Below are 17,649 nucleotides of genomic sequence, written 5' to 3'. Positions count from 1 at the left end.
GGCGGGCCGTCCGCCGCGGGAGGGGGAGCATGAAGGTCGCGCTGTTCCTCACCTGCGTGAACGACACCCTGTACCCGGATACGGGCAAGGCGATGGTGCGCTTGCTGCGGCGGCTCGGCCACGACGCCGAGTTCCCGGCGGGGCAGACGTGCTGCGGGCAGATGCACCTCAACACCGGGTACCGGCGGCAGGCCCTCCCCCTCGTGAAGGGGTTCGCGGAGACGTTCGAGCCGTACGACGCCGTCGTCACGCCGTCCGCGTCGTGCGCCGCGATGATCCGCGACTGGCATCCGCGGCTCGTGCCGGGGGCGGCCGGGGCAGCGTCCCGCGTCTACGAGCTGTCGGAGTTCCTCGTGGACGTGCTGGGCGTCACCGACGTCGGCGCGTACTTCCCGCACCGCGTCACCTACCACCCGACGTGCCACTCGCTGCGGATGCTGCGCGTCGGCGACCGCCCGCTGCGGCTGCTGCGCGAGGTCCGCGGCATCGAGCTGGCCGACCTGCCGGACGCCGGCGAGTGCTGCGGGTTCGGCGGGACGTTCGCGCTGAAGAACCCCGAGGTGTCGGCCGCGATGTGCGCGGACAAGGTCGCCGCCGTCCGGGCGACCGGGGCGCGGGCGCTCTGCGCCGCCGACAACTCGTGCCTGATGCACATCGGCGGCGCGCTCACCCGCACCCGCGCCGGGGTGCGGACCGTCCACCTCGCGGAGATCCTCGCCTCCACGCGGGAGGCTCCCCGGTGAGCGAGGCGATGCCGACCTACCTCGGGATGCCGTCCTTCCCCGACGCGGCGCGCGGCGCGGTGGCCGACCCGCGGCTGCGGGCCAACCTCGCGCACGCGACCACCACGATCCGGGCGCGGCGGGAGTCGGCGGTCGCGGAGCTGGCCGACTGGGCCGAGCTGCGCGAGGCGGGCAAGCAGATCAAGGACCACGTCCTGGCGAACCTCGGGCACTACCTGCGCCTCCTGGAGGAGCGGGTCACCGAGGCGGGCGGGACCGTGCACTGGGCGCGCGACGCCGCCGAGGCCAACCGGATCGTCGCGGACCTCGTGAAGGCGACCGGCGAGACCGAGGTCGTCAAGGTCAAGTCGATGGCCACGCAGGAGATCGGCCTCAACGAGTTCCTGGCCGAGGAGGGCGTGACCGCCTACGAGACCGACCTCGCCGAGCTGATCGTGCAGCTCGGGGACGACCGCCCGTCGCACATCCTCGTCCCCGCCATCCACCGCAACCGGGCCGACATCCGCGACATCTTCCTGCGGGCGATGGACGACGCGCCCGAAGGGCTGACCGACTCCCCCGCCGAGCTGGCCGAGGCGTCCCGCCGCCATCTGCGCGCCAAGTTCCTGTCGGCGAAGGTCGCGGTGTCGGGGGTGAACTTCGCCGTCGCCGACACCGGCACCCTCGTGGTGCTGGAGTCGGAGGGCAACGGGCGGATGTGCCTGACGCTCCCCGAGACGCTGATCTCGGTGATGGGCGTGGAGAAGATCGTCCCGAGCTGGCGGGACCTGGAGGTGTTCCTGCAACTGCTGCCCCGCTCGTCCACGGCCGAGCGGATGAACCCCTACACCTCCGCCTGGACGGGCGTCTCCCCCGGCGACGGCCCGCGCGACTTCCACCTCGTCCTGCTGGACAACGGCCGCACCGACACGCTCGCCGACGAGGTGGGCCGGCAGGCGCTGCGCTGCATCCGCTGCTCGGCCTGCCTGAACGTGTGCCCGGTCTACCGCCGCGCGGGCGGCCACGCCTACGGGTCGCCGTACCCGGGGCCGATCGGCGCGATCCTGTCGCCGCAGATCCGCGGCATCGGGTCGGACGTGGACGCCTCGCTGCCCTACGCCTCGTCGCTGTGCGGGGCGTGCTTCGACGCGTGCCCGGTCGCGATCGACATCCCGGAGGTGCTCGTCCACCTGCGCGCCCGCGCCGTCGAGCAGGGCCCCCGCCACCCAGTCGAACGGGTCGCGATGGCGGCGGCCGGGTGGACGCTGCGCTCCCCCACCCGGCTCGCGCTCGCGCAGCGCGCGGCGTCCGCGAGCCGCCGCGTCGTGGCGCGCCGCGGCCGGATCCGGCGGCTGCCCGGCCCGCTGCACGCCTGGACCGAGACGCGCGACGCGCCCGCGCCGCCGCCCGAGTCGTTCCGCGCCTGGTGGGCGCGCACGGACGGCGGCCGGAAGGGGGACGAGCGGTGAACGCCCGCGAGGAGATCCTCCGCCGGATCGACGGGATCACGCCCGCCCGCCCCGCCGCCAAGGTCGCCGCCGCCTACGACCGGATCGAGCGCGGCTACCTGCGCCGCCACCACGGCGAGGGCGTCCTCGACCTGTTCGCCGAGCGGGTCGCCGACTACCGCGCGACGGTGCTGCGGGTCTCCCCGGCCGAGCTGCCGGGGACGGTCGCGGAACGGCTCGCGGCCCGGCCCGGAGCCTTCGGCGTCCCGGGCGACCTGCCCGCCGGGTGGCTCGCCGCGGCCACCGCCCCGGTCGTCCGCGACCCGGACACCGCGTCGCTGGACGGGCTGGCGGGCGCGGTCACCGGCTGCGCCGCCGCGATCGCCGAGACCGGCACGATCGTCCTCGATCACGGCGCCGCGCAGGGCCGCCGCGCGCTGTCGCTCGTCCCCGACCACCACCTGATCGTCGTGCTGGCCGAGCAGGTCGCGCCGGACGTGCCCGAGGCCCTCGCCCGGCTCGACCCGCGCCGACCGCTGACGTTCGTGTCCGGCCCGTCGGCGACGAGCGACATCGAACTGTCCCGGGTGGAGGGCGTGCACGGGCCCCGCACGCTGGAGGTCCTGGTCGTCCGGTGACCAGGAAGATGTCACGGCGGCGGGAGGGTTGCCTTCCCGAGGTTGACACGGGACGCCCCGCGACGGTTCATGGCAGGGGACGTCGAAGGCCGGAAGAGAAGGTCGCGGAGGAGGCCGGTCCGTGGGACGACGCGCTGGCTGCGCCGTTGCCCCACCTTATTGACGTTCCACCCGATAAGGTGAACCACGCCAGATCTCAGGAACCGCAACGTAACCATGATCACGGCGTATCGGCCGCCTGTCGCTGTTGGGGTGTTGACATGGAGGGTCGTGCGGCCCGCGATGCCGGGGACGCACCCGGCAGCACACCGCTGGTCGGGCGGCGGAAGGCACTGCAGGAGATCGGCCGCGTCCTCGACGCCGCCGAGCGGGGCCACGGCTTCCTGGCGCTGGTCGGCGAGCCCGGCGCGGGCAAGACGCGGCTGCTGAACGAGCTCGCGGACGCCGCGAACGCGCGCAACCTGCCGTTCGTCGCCGGCCGCGCCGCCGAGTTCGAGCAGGAGATGCCGTTCGCCGCCGTGGTCGACGCCCTCGACGACCGCCTCGAAGAGCACGCCCCGGACCTCCCCCCGGGCGTGCTGCGCCTGCTCGGGACGGTCTTCCCCGCGCTGTGCGACCCCGCCGACCCGGCCTCGCTCACCGGGGGCGCCGCCTCCCCCGAGTCCCGGGTGGCCCGGTACCAGCTGCACCGCACCGTCCGGCACCTGCTGGAGCACCTCGCCGAGCCGGACGGCCTCGTCCTGATCCTGGACGACCTGCACTGGGCCGACGACGCGACGATCGAGCTGCTGGACCACCTCGTCCGCCATCCGCCGCGCGCGCGGGTGCTGGTGGCGGTCGCCTACCGGCCGGCGCAGGCGTCGCCGCGGCTGGCGGCGCTGGTGGACGCGGCCGGGCCGCAGGGCGTGCGGATCACCGCCGACCCGCTCACCCAGAGCGAGGTGGCCGAGTTCCTCGGGCCGGGCGTGAGCCGGTCGCGGTGCGAGTCGCTGTTCAAGGCCAGCCGCGGCAACCCGTTCTACCTGGAGGCCCTGTCCAAGATGGGCGACGGGACCGTCCCCTCCGGCCAGGGCGGCGCGGAGCCCGGAGGCTGGGCGGACGGCGTCGCGAACCTGACCGAGGTGCCGCCCGCCGTCCGGGCCGCCCTCCAGGTGGAGCTGAGCGCACTGCCGCCCGAGGCGCTGCTCATCGCGCGGGGCGCGGCGGTGGCCGCCGACGAGTTCGAGCACACGCTGGCCGCGGTCGCGGCGGAGCTGGAGCAGGACGCCGCGCTGGCGGCGCTGGACGCGCTGACCGCCCACGACGTGGTGCGCCCCACCCCGAGCGGGCGGTTCCGGTTCCGGCACCCGCTGGTGCGGCACGTCGCCTACGCCTCGACCGCGGCGGGCTGGCGGCTCGCCGCGCACTCCCGGGTCGCGGCGCGGCTGGCCGAGCTGGGCGCGCCCGCGTCCGTCCGCGCCCACCACGTGGTGCGGTCGGCGCGGTTCGGCGACCGGGCCGCCATCGGGACGCTGGTCGAGGCGGCCCGGGCCGTCGCGCTCCAGGCGCCCGCGACCGCCGCGTACTGGCTGGAGGCGGCGCTGGCGCTGATGCCGGACACCGCCGATCCGGACACCGCCCAGCCCGGCGCGGGCGGCGCGCATCCCGACCGGATCGAGCTGCTGGTCGAGCTCGCGCACGTCCAGGCGGTCAGCGGGCACGCCGAGCAGGGCCGGGAGACCGCCCGCACGCTGCTGGGGCTGCTGCCCGCCGGCGACACCGTCCGGCGCGCCCGGACGGTGCACCTGTGCGCGGTGATGGAGCGCCAGCTCGGCCGGATCCACGAGGCGCGGGCGCTGGTGCTGGACGAGCTGCGCCGCATCACCGACCGGCAGACCCCCGAGGCGGTGCTGCTGCGGATCCGCCTGGTCGCCGACCGGATCCAGCGGATCGACACCCGCGGGTCCCACGCCGTCCTGGACAGCATCCCCGAGAGCGCCCCCGAGTGGGGCCCGGGGCTGCGGGCCGCCGTGGCGTCGATGCGGCCGATGGTGGCCTACGGGCGCGGCGAGGTCGAGGAGGCGATCGGCTACGCGCGGCAGGCCGACCGGCTGTTCTCCGCCGCGTCCGACCGCGACTTCGCCGACTGCCTGGACTGCTTCGCCTGGCTGGTGTTCGCCGAGACGTTCCTCGGCATGTACGACAGCGCGGTGCGGCACGCCGAACGGCTGGTGTCGATATCCCGGGCGACGGGCCAGACGTTCATCCTGGGCTACATCCTCGCCGGGCAGTCGCGGGTGCTGGCGGTCCTGGGCCGGATGGCGGAGGCCGCCGCCGTCGCCGACGAGGCCACCGCCGTCGGCCGCGACCTGCGCTCGCCGGAGGTGCTGGCCTACGGGCTGATCCAGCAGTGCCTCACCGCGTCGTGGATGGGCGACCACGACCGCGCGCTGCAGGCCGGGGACGAGGCCGTCGCCAACGACACCGGCTCGGGCGAGTGGTGGACGCACATGGCGCACGTCGCCCGCGCGCTGGCCATCATCGGCGCCGGGCGGTCCGACGAGGGCGCCGAGGCGCTGGTCGCCGCGTGCGGCGACGGCACCCAGGGCCTGGACTTCGGCACCCTGGTGATCTGCGCCGAGACGCTCGCGTCCGTCCGCGCGGCTCAGGGCGACCACGCCGACGCCGCGAACTGGGCCGAGATCGCCGAGGCGATCGCCAACCCGGCGCTGACCGGCGACGTGGGGCTGGCCCGGCTCGCCCGCGCGCACGCCGTCCGCGCCGCCGACCCCGCGGGGGCGGCGGCGCTGGCCTGCGAGGCCGCCGGCCTGCTGGCCAAGGCGGGGCGCCGGCCCGAGGCGGGCCGCGCCGAGCTGGCCGCCGGGATCGCGCACGCCGCCGCCGGCGACCGGTCGGCGGCCCGCGAGCGGCTGCGCGCGGCGGCGGACACCTTCGAGGCGTGCGGGATGCGGGGGCTGCACGCCCAGGCCGCCCGCGAGCAGCGGCGCCTCGGCGTCCGCGTCGCGGTCCCCGGCCGGCCCGGCGCCCCGGGCAAGGGCGACACGGAGAAGCCGCCGTTCGGGCTGTCGCCGCGCGAGCACGAGATCGCCCTGCTCGTCGCCGAGGGCCTCGGCAACCAGCAGATCGCCGAGCGGCTCTACCTCAGCGTCCGGACGGTCGAGACCCACCTGTCCCGCGTGTTCGCCAAGATCGGCGTCTCGTCCCGGGTCGGGGTCGCGACCGCCATGAACCGCCCTGAGTGAACCGGACGGAGTGAACCGGACGGGCTGACCGCGCCTCAAAGTTCACGTCGGCCCCGTAGGTGCCGCGGGTCCGGTCACGCACGTAAGTACGGGTTCTCCACGATGCCGCGCCGATGTGCGCGTTTGGCAAGGTTGGGGCGTCAGAAGCGGAGGGATCGACATGGACGAGCAGCGGATCGCGCGTTTCAGCCGCGCGGGCGTCGCCGGCGCGGAGGTGTCCGACCACCCCTTCGCCACCGCCGACGGGCTCGGCCTGAACCTGACCCGCTTCCGCCGCGCCCCGTCCGACGACGTCGTCCTGCTGGTGCACGGGCTGACGACGTCCAGCGACATGTACATCATGCCGGAGCACACCAACCTGGTGACCTTCCTGCACGACGCCGGGTTCGGCGACGTGTGGACGCTGGACTTCCGGATGAGCGGGCGCTTCCCCTACAACAGCGAGACCCACCGCCACGACCTCGACGACGTCGCGCTGCACGACCACCCGGCCGCGCTGGACGAGTTGCGCCGCCACATCGGGGACCGGCGGGTCCACGTCATCGCGCACTGCCTGGGCTCGGTGTCGTTCGCGATGGCGCTGTTCGCCGGGACGGTCACCGGCATCGCCAGCCTGACCTGCAACAGCGTCGCGCTGACCCCGCGGACCCCGGCCTGGTCGAAGCTGAAGCTGCGGTACGGGCCGCCGCTGATGGAGTACGTCCTCGGCCCGTGCCAGATCGACCCGCGCTTCGGCCATGCGCCCGTGCTGACCCGCGGCTGGATGCTCGCCAAGGCGGTCGCGCCGTTCCACCGCTCCTGCGACGAGCCCGCGTGCCACATGCTCGGCTTCATGTGGGGCGGCGGGAAACCGATCTTCTCCCACGACAAGATGTCGCCGGTCACCCACGGCCGCCTCCCCGACCTCTTCGGGGCGTGCAACGTCCACTACTACCGGCACGTCCACGCGATGGTGCAGGCCGGGCGCGCCGTGAAGTACGACCGGCGCGACCCCGCCCACGCGGACCTGCCGGACGACTACCTGGCGGGTGCCGAGGCGGTCACCACGCCGATCCTGTTCCTCACCGGAGACCGCAACCACGTGTTCACCGACTCCAACATCGTCTGCCACCGGCTGCTCGAATCGGTCACGCCCGGCCTGCACGAGCTGGCGGTCCTGCCCGGCTACGGCCACCAGGACCCGTTCATGGGCGCGGCCGCCGACACCGAGGTGTTCCCGCAGGTCATCGACTTCCTGAAGCGGAAGGCGGGCTGACGTGGGACGCGAACACGCGGGACACGCCACCGAGCACGTGGACACCGTCGTCGTCGGCTCCGGCTTCGGCGGGTCGGTGGCGGCGTACCGGCTGGCGGAGGCCGGGCGGGAGGTCGTGCTGCTGGAGCGCGGGCTGCCCTACCCTCCCGGCTCCTTCCCGCGCTCCCCCGCCCAGATGGGCCGGGCGTTCTGGGACCCCGACGCCGGCCTGCACGGGATGTTCGACGTGTGGAGCTTCAAGGGCTGCGACTCGGTCGTGGCCTCGGGCCTCGGCGGCGGCTCCCTCATCTACGCCAACGTGCTGCTGCGCAAGGACGAGAACTGGTTCGTGCACGACCGGCCCCTGCCGGGCGGCGGGTACGAGCCCTGGCCGGTCTCCCGCGCCGACCTGGACCCGCACTATGACGCCGTCGAGAAGATGCTGGACGCCACGCCGTACCCGCTGGACCAGGTGCCGTACGACGACACCCCGAAGGCGCACGCGATGCAGGACGCCGCGGCGGAGCTCGGCCTGGAGTGCTCGCTGCCGCCGCTGGCGGTGAGCTTCGCCGCCCGGCCGGGCGGCACCCCCGCTGTCGGCCTGCCCATCGCCGACGCGGGGTACGGCAACCTCCACGGCGTCCCGCGGCGGACGTGCCGGCTGTGCGGCGAGTGCGACATCGGCTGCAACGACGGCGCCAAGAACAGCCTCGACCACACCTACCTGTCGGCCGCGGCGCACCACGGCGCCGACATCCGCACCTCCCACGAGGTCAAGGCGATCCGGCCGCGGCCGGGCGGCGGGTACGAGGTCGACTACGTCCACCACCCCGATCCGGCCGCGAAGCGGAGCCGGCCGCCCGTCCGGACGATCGGCTGCGACCGGCTCGTCCTCGGCGCCGGCACCTACGGCACGGCGTTCCTGCTGCTGAAGTCGCGGGCCGCGTTCCCCGGCCTCAGCGAGGCGCTGGGCACCCGGTTCAGCGGCAACGGCGACCTGCTGACGTTCCTGCTGCGGGCCAGGGACCGCAACCGGGTCCGCCCGCTGAACGCCAGCCGCGGCCCGGTCATCACCACCGCGATCCGGCTGCCCGACGAGGTGGACGGCGTGCCCGGCGCGGGCCGCGGCGCCTACATCCAGGACGGCGGCTACCCCGGCTTCACCGACTGGATCGTCGACGGCTTCGACATCGGCCGCGACTTCGAGCGCGCGGTGAAGTTCCTGTGGGACCGGTTCACCGACCTGTTCCGGGACGCGCCGGACACCAACCTGTCCAAGGAGATCTCCGACCTGATCGGCGACGGCGCCCTCACGGTCAGCTCGCTGCCGCTGCTCGGCATGGGCCGCGACACCGCCGACGGGCGGCTGCACCTGCGCGACGGCAGGCTCGCCGCGGACTGGTCGGCCGAGACCAGCGAGGAGCTGTTCACCCGGGTCCGCAAGACCATGCAGCGCATCGCGGACGTCCTCGGCGCGGAGTACGCCGACAACCCGATGTGGTTCCGCAAGCGCATCATCACCGTCCACCCCCTGGGCGGCGCCCCGATGGGCGTTCACCAGGGCGAAGGCGTCTGCGACGCCTTCGGCGAGGTGTTCGGGTTCCCGGGCCTCTACATCGCCGACGGGGCGGCGATGCCGGGGCCGGTGGGCCCGAACCCCTCGCTCACGATCGCCGCGCTGGCCGACCGGATGGCCACGCGGATGCTGGAGCGGCGGAGCGCGGGGGGCTCCGCCGGCACCGCCCCGTCAATCACGGGGGCCGAGCCGGCCGGGGGAGCCGGCTCGCCTGACGGGGCGGGCGACGGCTCGGCGTACGGCCCGGTCTCGGGGCGCCACGGAGGGTCACGGGGACCGTCCGACGTGGTGCCGGACCGTACGTCGCTGTCGTTCACCGAGGAGATGAAGGGGTTCGTCACCTACGGGGAGACCGATCCGCGGATCGGCGAGCTGTCCGACGGCCGCCTCCCGCTGTCGTTCCGCCTGACGATCACCGCGGACGACGCCGACCGGTTCCTCACCGAGCCGGCCCACGAGGCGCGCGCCGAGGGGTGGGTGGACGCGACCGGCCACGGCGGCCGACGTCCCGTCGAGCAGGGCACGTTCAACCTGTTCGTCGAGGACGGCCCGGACGACCGGCGCCTGATGCGGTACCGGCTGCACTACACCGACGGCGCGGGCCGGCCGCTGACGCTCAGCGGGACCAAGACGGTCCTGCACGGCCCGCCGACGCGGATCTGGCCGGACACCTCCACGCTCTACGTGCGGCTGCTCGACGGGCACGTCGGCGAGGCCGGGGAGGACGGCGCCGCGGTCGTCGGGGCGGGCGTGCTGAACATCCGGCTGACGGACTTCGCGCGGCAGCTCACGACGTTCCGGACGTCCGGCCCGGACGGCCTGGACAGCCTGCTGAGGTTCGGCCGGTTCTTCGCCGGCGAGCTATGGGAGGTCTACGGCCCCGACCTCGTGTGAGGACGGTGCCGAGGGGGGCCGTGAACGTGCAGGCCGAGGGAACTGCGGGGTGCTCTCGGCCTGCACCTGACCTGGAGGCCGCGCGGGGGGTCGCGCGGCCTCCAGGCTGCTGTGTTCATTGCAGTCCAGGCCCACTTCGCTCGCTGGCGCTCGCTACGTGACCTGGACTGTGCGGGCGGGCCGCTAGATGTCGGCGGCCTGGCGGGCGGGGCAGGCCGGGGGGCAGTTCTCCGTGTGGGCCGGCAGGCGGCGGGTGAAGTTCTTCAGTATCAGCCGGAACACGGCGCGCGTCAGGGGGCCGGTGCCGGGGATCAGGGGCTCCAGCACGGCGTTCCAGCGGATCTCGGTGCCGGAGCCGGCGGCCTCCAGCCGCACGTCCGAGCGGTAGCGGCGGACGGGCAGGCCCGACAGCGCCTTGTAGGCGAAGTGCGAGTACGGCTCGTAGGCGACGGTCTGCTCACTGGCCGGCCAGATCTTCTTGACCGACCCGACCCCGTAGGTGGTCGTGTCGCCCTTGCGCGTCTGCTTCGCGGGGATGGGGAACCCGCCCCACGCGCCCCACGCCTCCGGAACGGCCAGATGCCGGAACAGTTCCTCGGGCGTGGCGGTCGAGGTGGCGGTGAGCTGGATCTCGTACGGCATGCTCTCTCCCGTGGCTGATCACCGAACGGTAGTCAGCCGGGCACCGCCGGCACAAGCCGCCCCACGCCGGCGCCTCAGCGGGCCGCCAGCGCGGGGAAGTCGAGGAGCCGGGCGCCGGGGCCCCGCTCGCCGCCGGTGCCGCCGTCCGCGCCGTCCGCGCCGTCCGCGCCGCCGTCGCGGGCCGGGCGGCCGGTGAGGATGTGGCCGCGGAAGGCCGCGCCCTTCGCGACGACCTTGACGGGCCGGAACGCCCGCGGCCGCAGCGCGCAGAACCCGGTGCGGACGACGTCGTCGAACAGGGTGTCCGACACGACGTAGGCGAGGTCGCGGTCCTTGTCGTCGGTCAGCAGGCGGCGCAGCGGCGCGGCGTCCAGCAGCCGTTGGACGACGATGGGCGCGTCGCCGGCGGGCCCGAACGGCCCGGCCGTCAGCGTGCCGTGGTGGACCGAGAGCCGCACCCGCAGCGGGAAGCGCCCCCCGTCGGCGTTGAGCTCCCGCAGCATCGCGGCGAGCCCGATCACGAAGTCGCCGGCGACGGCCGCGGGGTCGACCCCCTCGGGCAGCGTGGCGAGCTCACCGTCCCCGCCGACCTGCTTGTCCCAGCGGCTCCGGTCGAGGCCGACGCCGCGGGCGGCGCGGTCGAGCGCCTCCGCCAGCCGGCTCTGCGCGACGAGCTGCTCGCGAGTGTCGCGCCTGCTGTACCCCTGGATGTCCACCGCCAGCAGCAGGCGGTAGCTGAGCCGCGTGGTCCCGGTCTCCTTCACCATGCCGATCCCGCCCTCGGTCCTCTATGGGCAAATGGGCTCCGATGCCCGCATTCGCTCCAAAAGCGTGGAGTGAGCGTTGCCCGGCGGAGGTCCACCGCGGTGGGTCCGGTCGCCTCCCGCTGCGTCGGTGTCATCGGCCCTACGACGCGGCGGGCGGGCGGCGCGCGCCACAGGTAAGGAAAAGGTGTCGAACTAGTAAGGGATGAACCGGAAAATCCACGGCCGATCGGTCACGGATTGAACCTCCGGCCGCCGTGGTCCCGTACTGCCTCCCGACGTGACACCTGGCGCACGGTCCCCGCGTCGCCCCGCCCCCGCACCAGCCGGAGACCCCCGATGGCACACAGATCACCGGCCGCCTCGGCCACCCGAGAACGTCCCGCCGGCCCGTGGAGCTGGTTCCGCGGGTCGCTTCCCGCGGGCGGCGTCGACGACCAGGTGATCGTGACCGAGCTGTACCGGGTGTACGGCCGCCCGCTGCTGTCGTTCGTGCTCCGGCTGACCGGCGGCGACCGGCACTGGGCCGAGGACGTGGTGCAGGAGACGATGATCCGCGCGTGGCGCAGCGCGCACCAGCTCGACGAGAACGCGGCGTCCCTGCTGCCGTGGCTGGCGACGGTCGCCCGCCGCATCGTCATCGACGACCAGCGCCGCAAGAACGCCAGGCCGCAGGAGGCGGGCGAGGGCCCGCTGGAGAACATGCGCGTCCCCGACGGGTTGGAGGATCTGCTGCGCTCCGTCGTCGTCTCCGAGGCCCTGCTCGCGCTGTCCCCGGCCCACCGCGAGATCCTGAACGAGACCTTCTTCAAGGACCGCTCGGTGAACGAGGCCGCCAGGAATCTCGGCATCCCCGTGGGCACGGTCAAGTCCCGGGTCTACTACGCGCTACGGGCGCTTCGGGTCGCCCTGGAGGAGAGGGGTGTGACGCCATGAGCGCGGACATGCTGCACATCGACGTCGGCGCCTACGCCCTCGGCCTCCTGGAGGAGCCCGACCGGCGCGCCTTCGAGGCGCACCTGGCGATGTGCCGGCCCTGCCACGAGGAGCTCGGCGAGCTGCGCGGGATCGCCCGGACGCTGGACGGCATCGGGCCGATCGCCGAACCGCCGGACGCGCCGCCGGTGCCGCCGGAGCCCGCGGTGGTCACCGACCTGATGCGGCACCGCAACCGCCGGGAGCGGCGGCACCGCACGGCGCGCGCGCTCGCCGCGGCGGCCGCCGGGGTCGTCCTGCTCGGCGGGGCGCTCGGCACCGGGTACACGCTCGGCGCCGACCGGGAGGAGCAGGCGGCGGCGCCGGCCCAGCCCGACACCGGGACCGAGGCGCTGCTGCGCGACGGCCGGACGGTGTCGGCCGCGGACGCCGGCACCGGCGTCAGCGGGACGGTCGCGATGGACGGCAAGCGCTGGGGCAGCCGCGTCGGGCTCCGGCTCAGCAAGGTGCGCGGGCCGCTGCAGTGCGAGCTGGTCGCCGTGGACGCCCGCGGCACCGCGCACACGGTCGCCGGCTGGTCCGTCCCGCCCAAGGGCTACGGGTTCGCCGACTCCGCGCAGCCGCACCTGACGGTGCAGGGCGCCACGGCGCTGACGCCGGAGGAGATCACCCGGTTCGAGGTCCGGACGATCGGTGCGGGCCGCACGCTGCTCACCGTCCCCGCGTAGCGGCGCCGCCGGGTTTACCGGCCGGCGGCGCGGTTCTCATAGGGTGGAGCGGTGAGTGCCACCCGACCGTCCGCCGGCCCGGAGCTGATGCTGCCGGGCCTCCGCGAGGTGTACGCGGCCTACGTCCGGGAGGCCGACGCCCTGCCGGCCCTGCCGGGTCCCCTGCAGGCCGAGGTGTGGACGTCCGCGCGCCTCGGCGGCCTGGAGGCGGCGGCCCCGCACGCCCAGGGGCGGCGCGCCGCGCTCGGCGACCTGGTCACCTGCCTGCGGGCGGCGGCGACGCCGGGTGCGCGGGCTTTTCTGCGGGCGCTCGCCGCGATCGGCCCGGCGGAGGTGCGCCGGGCGGCCGGACGCGCCGCCGGCGCGCTCGCCGACGTCCCGGCCGCCGCCTGGGAGGACGCGCTCGGGCGGGTCGTCCCCGGCCAGGTGTGGCTGATCCAGGAGGGCCCGCTCGACGGCGACCGCCTCGTCTGCGAGTTCCGCTACGCGGAGGCGGGCACCGCGGGGCTGCACGCGCTGGCCGTGCGGCTGTCGCACGGGGACGTCCCCGCCGAGCTCGTGATCGTCGGGGACGTCCCGGCGCTGCTGGGGGCGGCGCGGCAGGCGATGCAGGCCGAGCTGTGCGTCGTCCAGCCCTACGACCCCGCGGCCGTCGGGCGCAGGCTCCGCGCCGCCCTCGCCGGCGGGGCGGACCTGCCGGAGGAGTGCTACCCGGCGCTGCCGCTGGCCCGCCACCGCGCCGCCCTGCTGCCCGGCGGCTGACGCCCTACCGGCCCATCGCGCGGTAGCGGCGCACCGACAGCGGGATGAACACGGCCGCGATCACCAGCGGCCACACCACCGCCATCAGCACGCTGTGCTGCGCGGCCCACGAGGTGCCCGCGTCCCCGGGGGTGCCGAACAGCTCCCGGCACGCCGTCACGGTCGCCGACATCGGGTTCCACTCGGCGACGGCGCCGAGCCAGCCCGGCATCGTGCTCGGCGCGACGAGGGCGCTCGACAGGAACCCGATCGGCCACACGAGGGTCTGCACGACCGCGACCGACTCCGGTCCCTTGGCGATCAGGCCGAGGTAGATGCCCATCCACACGAGCGAGAACCGCAGCAGGAGCAGCAGCCCGAACGCGGCGAGCGCGCCGGCGATCCCGTCGTGGATCCGCCAGCCGATCAGGACGCCGCAGACCGCCATGACGGCCAGCGCGGCGACCGAGTGCAGCATGTCGGCGGCGGCACGGCCCACGACGACGGCCGACGGCGCCATCGGCATCGCGCGGAACCGGTCGGTCACTCCCTTGGCGGCGTCGCCGGCGATCGCGGTGAACGTCGTCTCGACGCCGAACGCCATCGTCAGCGCGAACATGCCGGGGACGATGAACTCCCGGTAGTTCCCGCCGCCCGGCACGTCCATCTGGCCGCCGAACAGGTAGCCCATCATCAGCACGACCATCACGGGGAACAGCAGCGCGACGGCCACCTCCCCCGGGCGGCGCGCCCAGTGGGCCAGGGCGCGGCCGGTCAGGGTCCGGCCGTCCGCGACGGCCCAGCGCAGGGTCTGGACGCTCACGCGGGCACCTCCTTCTCGGTCTCGGTCCCGCTCTCGCGGGCGTCGTTCTCGGTGAGGTGCAGGAACACCTCGTCCAGGGTGGGGCGGCGCAGGCCGATGTCGGCGACCGCGACGCCCGCCTCGTCCAGCGCGCGGACGGCCTCGGTCAGCGCGGCGGCCCGGCCGGTCACCGGCGCGCCGACGCGCAGCGCCTCCGTGTCGACCTCGACCTCGCCGGACGCGACGCGGCCGACGATCCCGGCGGCGGCGGACAGCGTGCCCGGGTCGTCCAGGACGACCTCGATGCGGTCGCCGCCTAGCCGCTCCTTCAGCCGGTCGGGCGCGCCCTCGGCGATGACGCGGCCGTGGTCGATCACCGAGATGCCGGTGGCGAGCCGGTCGGCCTCCTCCAGGTACTGGGTGGTGAGCAGGACCGTGGTCCCGCCGTCCACCAGGGTGCGGATCGCGTCCCACACCTCGGTGCGGCCGCGCGGGTCGAGGCCGGTGGTGGGCTCGTCCAGGAACAGCACCGGCGGCGCGAGGATCATCGACGCGGCGAGGTCGAGCCGGCGGCGCATCCCGCCGGAGTACTCGCCCGCCGGGCGGTCGGCGGCGTCGGTGAGCCGGAACCGCTCCAGCAGCTCGTCGGCCCGGCTGCGGGCCCGCGCGGTGCCGAGGTGGTAGAGGCGGCCGAACATGACGAGGTTCTGCCGCCCGCCGAGGACCTCGTCGACCGCCGCGTGCTGCCCGACGAGCCCGATCCGGCGCCGCACCTGCGCCGCCTCGCGCACCACGTCGTACCCGGCGACGCGGGCGGTCCCGCCGTCCGGCCTGGCCAAAGTGGTCAGCACCCGGACGGCGGTCGTCTTGCCCGCGCCGTTCGGGCCGAGCAGCCCGTGCACGGTGCCGGCGGGCACGCGCAGGTCGAGCCCGTCCAGGGCCTGCGTTCCGGCACCGGGGCCGCCGTAGCGCTTGCGCAGCCCCTCCGCCTCGACGGCGAACCGTGGTCCGGTCATGGGCCCTCCAAACTATGTACGGCATACGGAATTTCTGCCCGATGCAATATAACGTACGCAGTACAGAGTTTCATCCCTGAGAGGATCGGCGATGTGACGACCGAGTACAGCGGGGCCGGCGACCCCCGGCGCAGCCTGGAGCTCCTCTGGGGGGTCAGGGAGCCGCCGCGCCGCGGCCCGAAGCCCAAGCTGACCGCCGAGGAGATCGTCCGGACCGCGATCGAGGTGGCCGACGCCGAGGGGCTGGACGCCCTGTCCATGCGGCGCATCGCCGACGCGCTGGGCGTGGCCCCGATGTCGATCTACACCTACGTCCCGGGCAAGGCCGAGCTGATCGACGTGATGGTGGACCGCGCGTTCGGCGAGCTCACGCCGCCGGACCACGACTCCTGGCGGGCCCGGCTGGACCACATCGCCCGCGACAACTGGGCCCTGTTCCACCGGCACCCGTGGCTGCTGCAGATCACGATGGCACGCCCCCCGATGGGCCCGAACACGATCGAGAAGTACGAGTACGAACTGCGCGCCGTGGACGGCCTCGGCCTCACCGACCTGGAGATGGACGCGGTCGTCGCGCTCGTCACCGGGTTCGCCGAGAGCGCCGCTCGCACTTCGGTCAACGCCGCCGAGGCCGAGCGCCGCAGCGGCATCAGCGACGAGGAGTGGTGGGCGGCCGGTGCCCCGTTCCTCGACCGGTTCGTCAACGAGGCCGACTACCCGCTCGGCACCCGCGTCGGCACCGCCGCCGGGCAGGAGTACGGCGCCGCCGTCGCACCGACCCGCGCCTTCGAGTTCGGCCTGGCCCGCGTCCTGGACGGCATCGAGGTGCTGATCAGCTCCCGCTAGCCCGCCTGGTCCGCTTCGTCGGGACGGCCCGCGCGGGGTCCTCGGGCCAGGGGTGCTTGGGGTAGCGGCCGCGCAACTCGGCCCGCACCGCCTTGTAACCCTCGCGCCAGAACGACGCCAGGTCGGCGGTGACCGCCGCGGGCCGGCCCGCCGGCGACAGCAGGTGCACGGTCAGCGGCACCCGCCCGCCGGCCAGCCGCGGCGCCGCGTCCCACCCGAACAGCTCCTGCAGCTTCACGGCGAGGACGGGCCGCTCCCCCGAGTAGTCCACCCGGATCCGCGACCCGGACGGGACCTCGATCCGCTCGGGCGCGTACTCGTCGAGCCGCTTCGCCTCCTCCCAGGCCAGGAGACCGCGCAGCATCGCCGCCACGTCGACCCGCCGCAGGTCGGCGCGCCGCCGCGCGGACCCCAGCCATTGCGGGACGAGGTCCAGCAGCGCGGCGTCGTCCACCGCCGGCCACGGGTCGCCCAGCGCCTCGCGGAGGAACGCCAGCCGCTCCCGCAGCGAGGTGGCCGCCGCCGTCCAGTTCAGCAGGCCGAGCCCTTCGGCGCGGAGGCCGTCCAGCAGCGCCGCCCGCACCCGCTCGGGGCCGGGGTTCCGCAGCGGCGCCGCGGCGAGTTCGATCGCGCCGAGCCGCTCGACCCGCCGCGCCACCACGTCCCCGTCCCGCCAGGCGGTCTCCTCGGCGGTCTCCAGCAGCGGCGCCGCGGCGAACCGCGCGACGTCCTCGTCGATCACCACCGCCTGGCGGACCCGCGCCGACGCCGCCCCGGCCGGCCGGTCGGCCGCCGCGACCGCGAGCCACTCCGGCCGCGCCCCGGCCAGCGCCGAGCCGGCGGCGAGCTCCGCGCCCGTCCCGGACGCCATCAGGTGGCCGCTCCCCCGCCGCGCCCGCGCCACCCGCTCCGGGAACGCCAGCGCCACCACGACCCCGGCCACGGCGTCGTCACCGCGCCGTGCCCAGCCGTCCGAGGCCGCCGCGCCGCCGTCCGCCGCCCGGCGGAGGCGGCGGACCTCGTCGCGCCAGCGGGCGGCGTGGGCGTCGGCGGGCCGGCCCGGACGGCGGAGGGCGCGCCAGGTCGCGGTGAGGTCGTCGCCCGCGGAGTGCGGCGGAGGCTCGGACAGCAGGGCCACGACCTCGGCGGCGGCGCGGGCGCCGACCTCCGGGGCGCCGTCGACCAGGGCGCGGGCCAGGCGCGGGTGCAGCCCGATCCGGGCGAGCGCGCGGCCCCTGCTTGTCACGCCGCCGTCCGCGATGGCGCCGAGGGCGCGCAGGACGGTGCGGGCGGCGTCCATGGCGGCGGGCGGCGGCGGGTCGAGCAGCGCCAGGCCGCTCGCGCCGGGGTCGCCCCAGCAGGCGGCCTGGAGCGCGAAGCCGGTGAGGTCGGCCAGCTCGATCTCGGGCCGGGGGCGGGC

At 75.3% G+C, this 17,649-nt stretch carries 15 protein-coding genes; 10 read left to right on the top strand and 5 right to left on the bottom strand.

The features are described from left to right. The first annotated feature begins 29 nt into the window (after nucleotides 1–29). From E1200_RS18550 to E1200_RS18525, 6 genes are all read left to right on the top strand, one after another. Nucleotides 30–743, top strand: a complete 714-nt coding sequence (locus tag E1200_RS18550; RefSeq protein ID WP_131953300.1) for a (Fe-S)-binding protein — start codon at nucleotides 30–32, stop codon at nucleotides 741–743. A gap of 26 nt (nucleotides 744–769) precedes the next feature. Beyond that, nucleotides 770–2,191, top strand: a complete 1,422-nt coding sequence (locus tag E1200_RS18545; RefSeq protein ID WP_207933416.1) for a LutB/LldF family L-lactate oxidation iron-sulfur protein — start codon at nucleotides 770–772, stop codon at nucleotides 2,189–2,191. Further along, complete coding sequence (locus E1200_RS18540; protein ID WP_131953299.1) at nucleotides 2,188–2,808, top strand: lactate utilization protein C; 621 nt, start codon at nucleotides 2,188–2,190, stop codon at nucleotides 2,806–2,808. The genes E1200_RS18545 and E1200_RS18540 overlap by 4 nt, the downstream gene beginning before the upstream one ends. A gap of 260 nt (nucleotides 2,809–3,068) precedes the next feature. Next, nucleotides 3,069–6,050 carry a LuxR family transcriptional regulator gene (locus tag E1200_RS18535; protein ID WP_131953298.1) on the top strand — a complete coding sequence of 994 codons (2,982 nt, stop codon included), beginning with the start codon at nucleotides 3,069–3,071 and terminating at the stop codon, nucleotides 6,048–6,050. A gap of 160 nt (nucleotides 6,051–6,210) precedes the next feature. Further along, a complete protein-coding gene (locus E1200_RS18530; RefSeq protein WP_131953297.1) occupies nucleotides 6,211–7,305 on the top strand; it encodes an alpha/beta fold hydrolase in 1,095 nt (364 codons plus the stop codon). A gap of 1 nt (nucleotide 7,306) precedes the next feature. Next, nucleotides 7,307–9,754, top strand: coding sequence for a GMC family oxidoreductase (locus tag E1200_RS18525; protein WP_131953296.1), 2,448 nt, complete (start codon nucleotides 7,307–7,309; stop codon nucleotides 9,752–9,754). 183 nt (nucleotides 9,755–9,937) lie between these two features. On the opposite strand, the gene E1200_RS18520 is transcribed toward E1200_RS18525, so the two are convergent. Together E1200_RS18520 and E1200_RS18515 are read right to left on the bottom strand one after the other, a co-directional pair. After that, a complete protein-coding gene (locus tag E1200_RS18520; protein ID WP_131953295.1) occupies nucleotides 9,938–10,396 on the bottom strand; it encodes an SRPBCC family protein in 459 nt (152 codons plus the stop codon). Nucleotides 10,397–10,470: 74 nt separating this feature from the next. After that, nucleotides 10,471–11,163, bottom strand: a complete 693-nt coding sequence (locus E1200_RS18515) for a hypothetical protein (RefSeq protein ID WP_243708664.1) — start codon at nucleotides 11,161–11,163, stop codon at nucleotides 10,471–10,473. Between the two features lie 444 nt (nucleotides 11,164–11,607). Between E1200_RS18515 and E1200_RS18510 the strand changes: the two genes are divergently transcribed. The 3 genes from E1200_RS18510 to E1200_RS18500 are packed head-to-tail and all read left to right on the top strand — an operon-like array spanning nucleotide 11,608 to nucleotide 13,586. Then, nucleotides 11,608–12,096: a sigma-70 family RNA polymerase sigma factor gene (locus E1200_RS18510; RefSeq protein WP_207933415.1), complete on the top strand. Its 489-nt coding sequence runs from the start codon at nucleotides 11,608–11,610 to the stop codon at nucleotides 12,094–12,096. Continuing rightward, nucleotides 12,093–12,824 carry a zf-HC2 domain-containing protein gene (locus E1200_RS18505; protein WP_131953294.1) on the top strand — a complete coding sequence of 244 codons (732 nt, stop codon included), beginning with the start codon at nucleotides 12,093–12,095 and terminating at the stop codon, nucleotides 12,822–12,824. The genes E1200_RS18510 and E1200_RS18505 overlap by 4 nt, the downstream gene beginning before the upstream one ends. A gap of 51 nt (nucleotides 12,825–12,875) precedes the next feature. Next, nucleotides 12,876–13,586 carry a hypothetical protein gene (locus E1200_RS18500; protein WP_131953293.1) on the top strand — a complete coding sequence of 237 codons (711 nt, stop codon included), beginning with the start codon at nucleotides 12,876–12,878 and terminating at the stop codon, nucleotides 13,584–13,586. A gap of 4 nt (nucleotides 13,587–13,590) precedes the next feature. On the opposite strand, the gene E1200_RS18495 is transcribed toward E1200_RS18500, so the two are convergent. Then, complete coding sequence (locus E1200_RS18495) at nucleotides 13,591–14,388, bottom strand: ABC transporter permease (RefSeq protein ID WP_131953292.1); 798 nt, start codon at nucleotides 14,386–14,388, stop codon at nucleotides 13,591–13,593. Beyond that, nucleotides 14,385–15,383, bottom strand: a complete 999-nt coding sequence (locus tag E1200_RS18490; RefSeq protein ID WP_131953291.1) for an ATP-binding cassette domain-containing protein — start codon at nucleotides 15,381–15,383, stop codon at nucleotides 14,385–14,387. Before E1200_RS18490 ends, E1200_RS18495 begins: the two co-directional genes overlap by 4 nt. A 93-nt stretch (nucleotides 15,384–15,476) precedes the next feature. Between E1200_RS18490 and E1200_RS18485 the strand changes: the two genes are divergently transcribed. Then, on the top strand, nucleotides 15,477–16,229 hold the full coding sequence (locus tag E1200_RS18485) for a TetR/AcrR family transcriptional regulator (protein WP_131953290.1): 753 nt from the start codon (nucleotides 15,477–15,479) through the stop codon (nucleotides 16,227–16,229). On the opposite strand, the gene E1200_RS18480 is transcribed toward E1200_RS18485, so the two are convergent. Then, the coding region (locus tag E1200_RS18480; protein ID WP_279484587.1) for an ATP-dependent helicase C-terminal domain-containing protein at nucleotides 16,216–17,649 on the bottom strand (1,434 nt) is incomplete at its 5' end. The genes E1200_RS18485 and E1200_RS18480 overlap by 14 nt on opposite strands.

Source organism: Actinomadura sp. GC306 (assembly GCF_004348665.1).
Lineage (GTDB): Bacteria > Actinomycetota > Actinomycetes > Streptosporangiales > Streptosporangiaceae > Spirillospora.
This window is presented reverse-complemented; position numbering and strand designations above follow the sequence as displayed.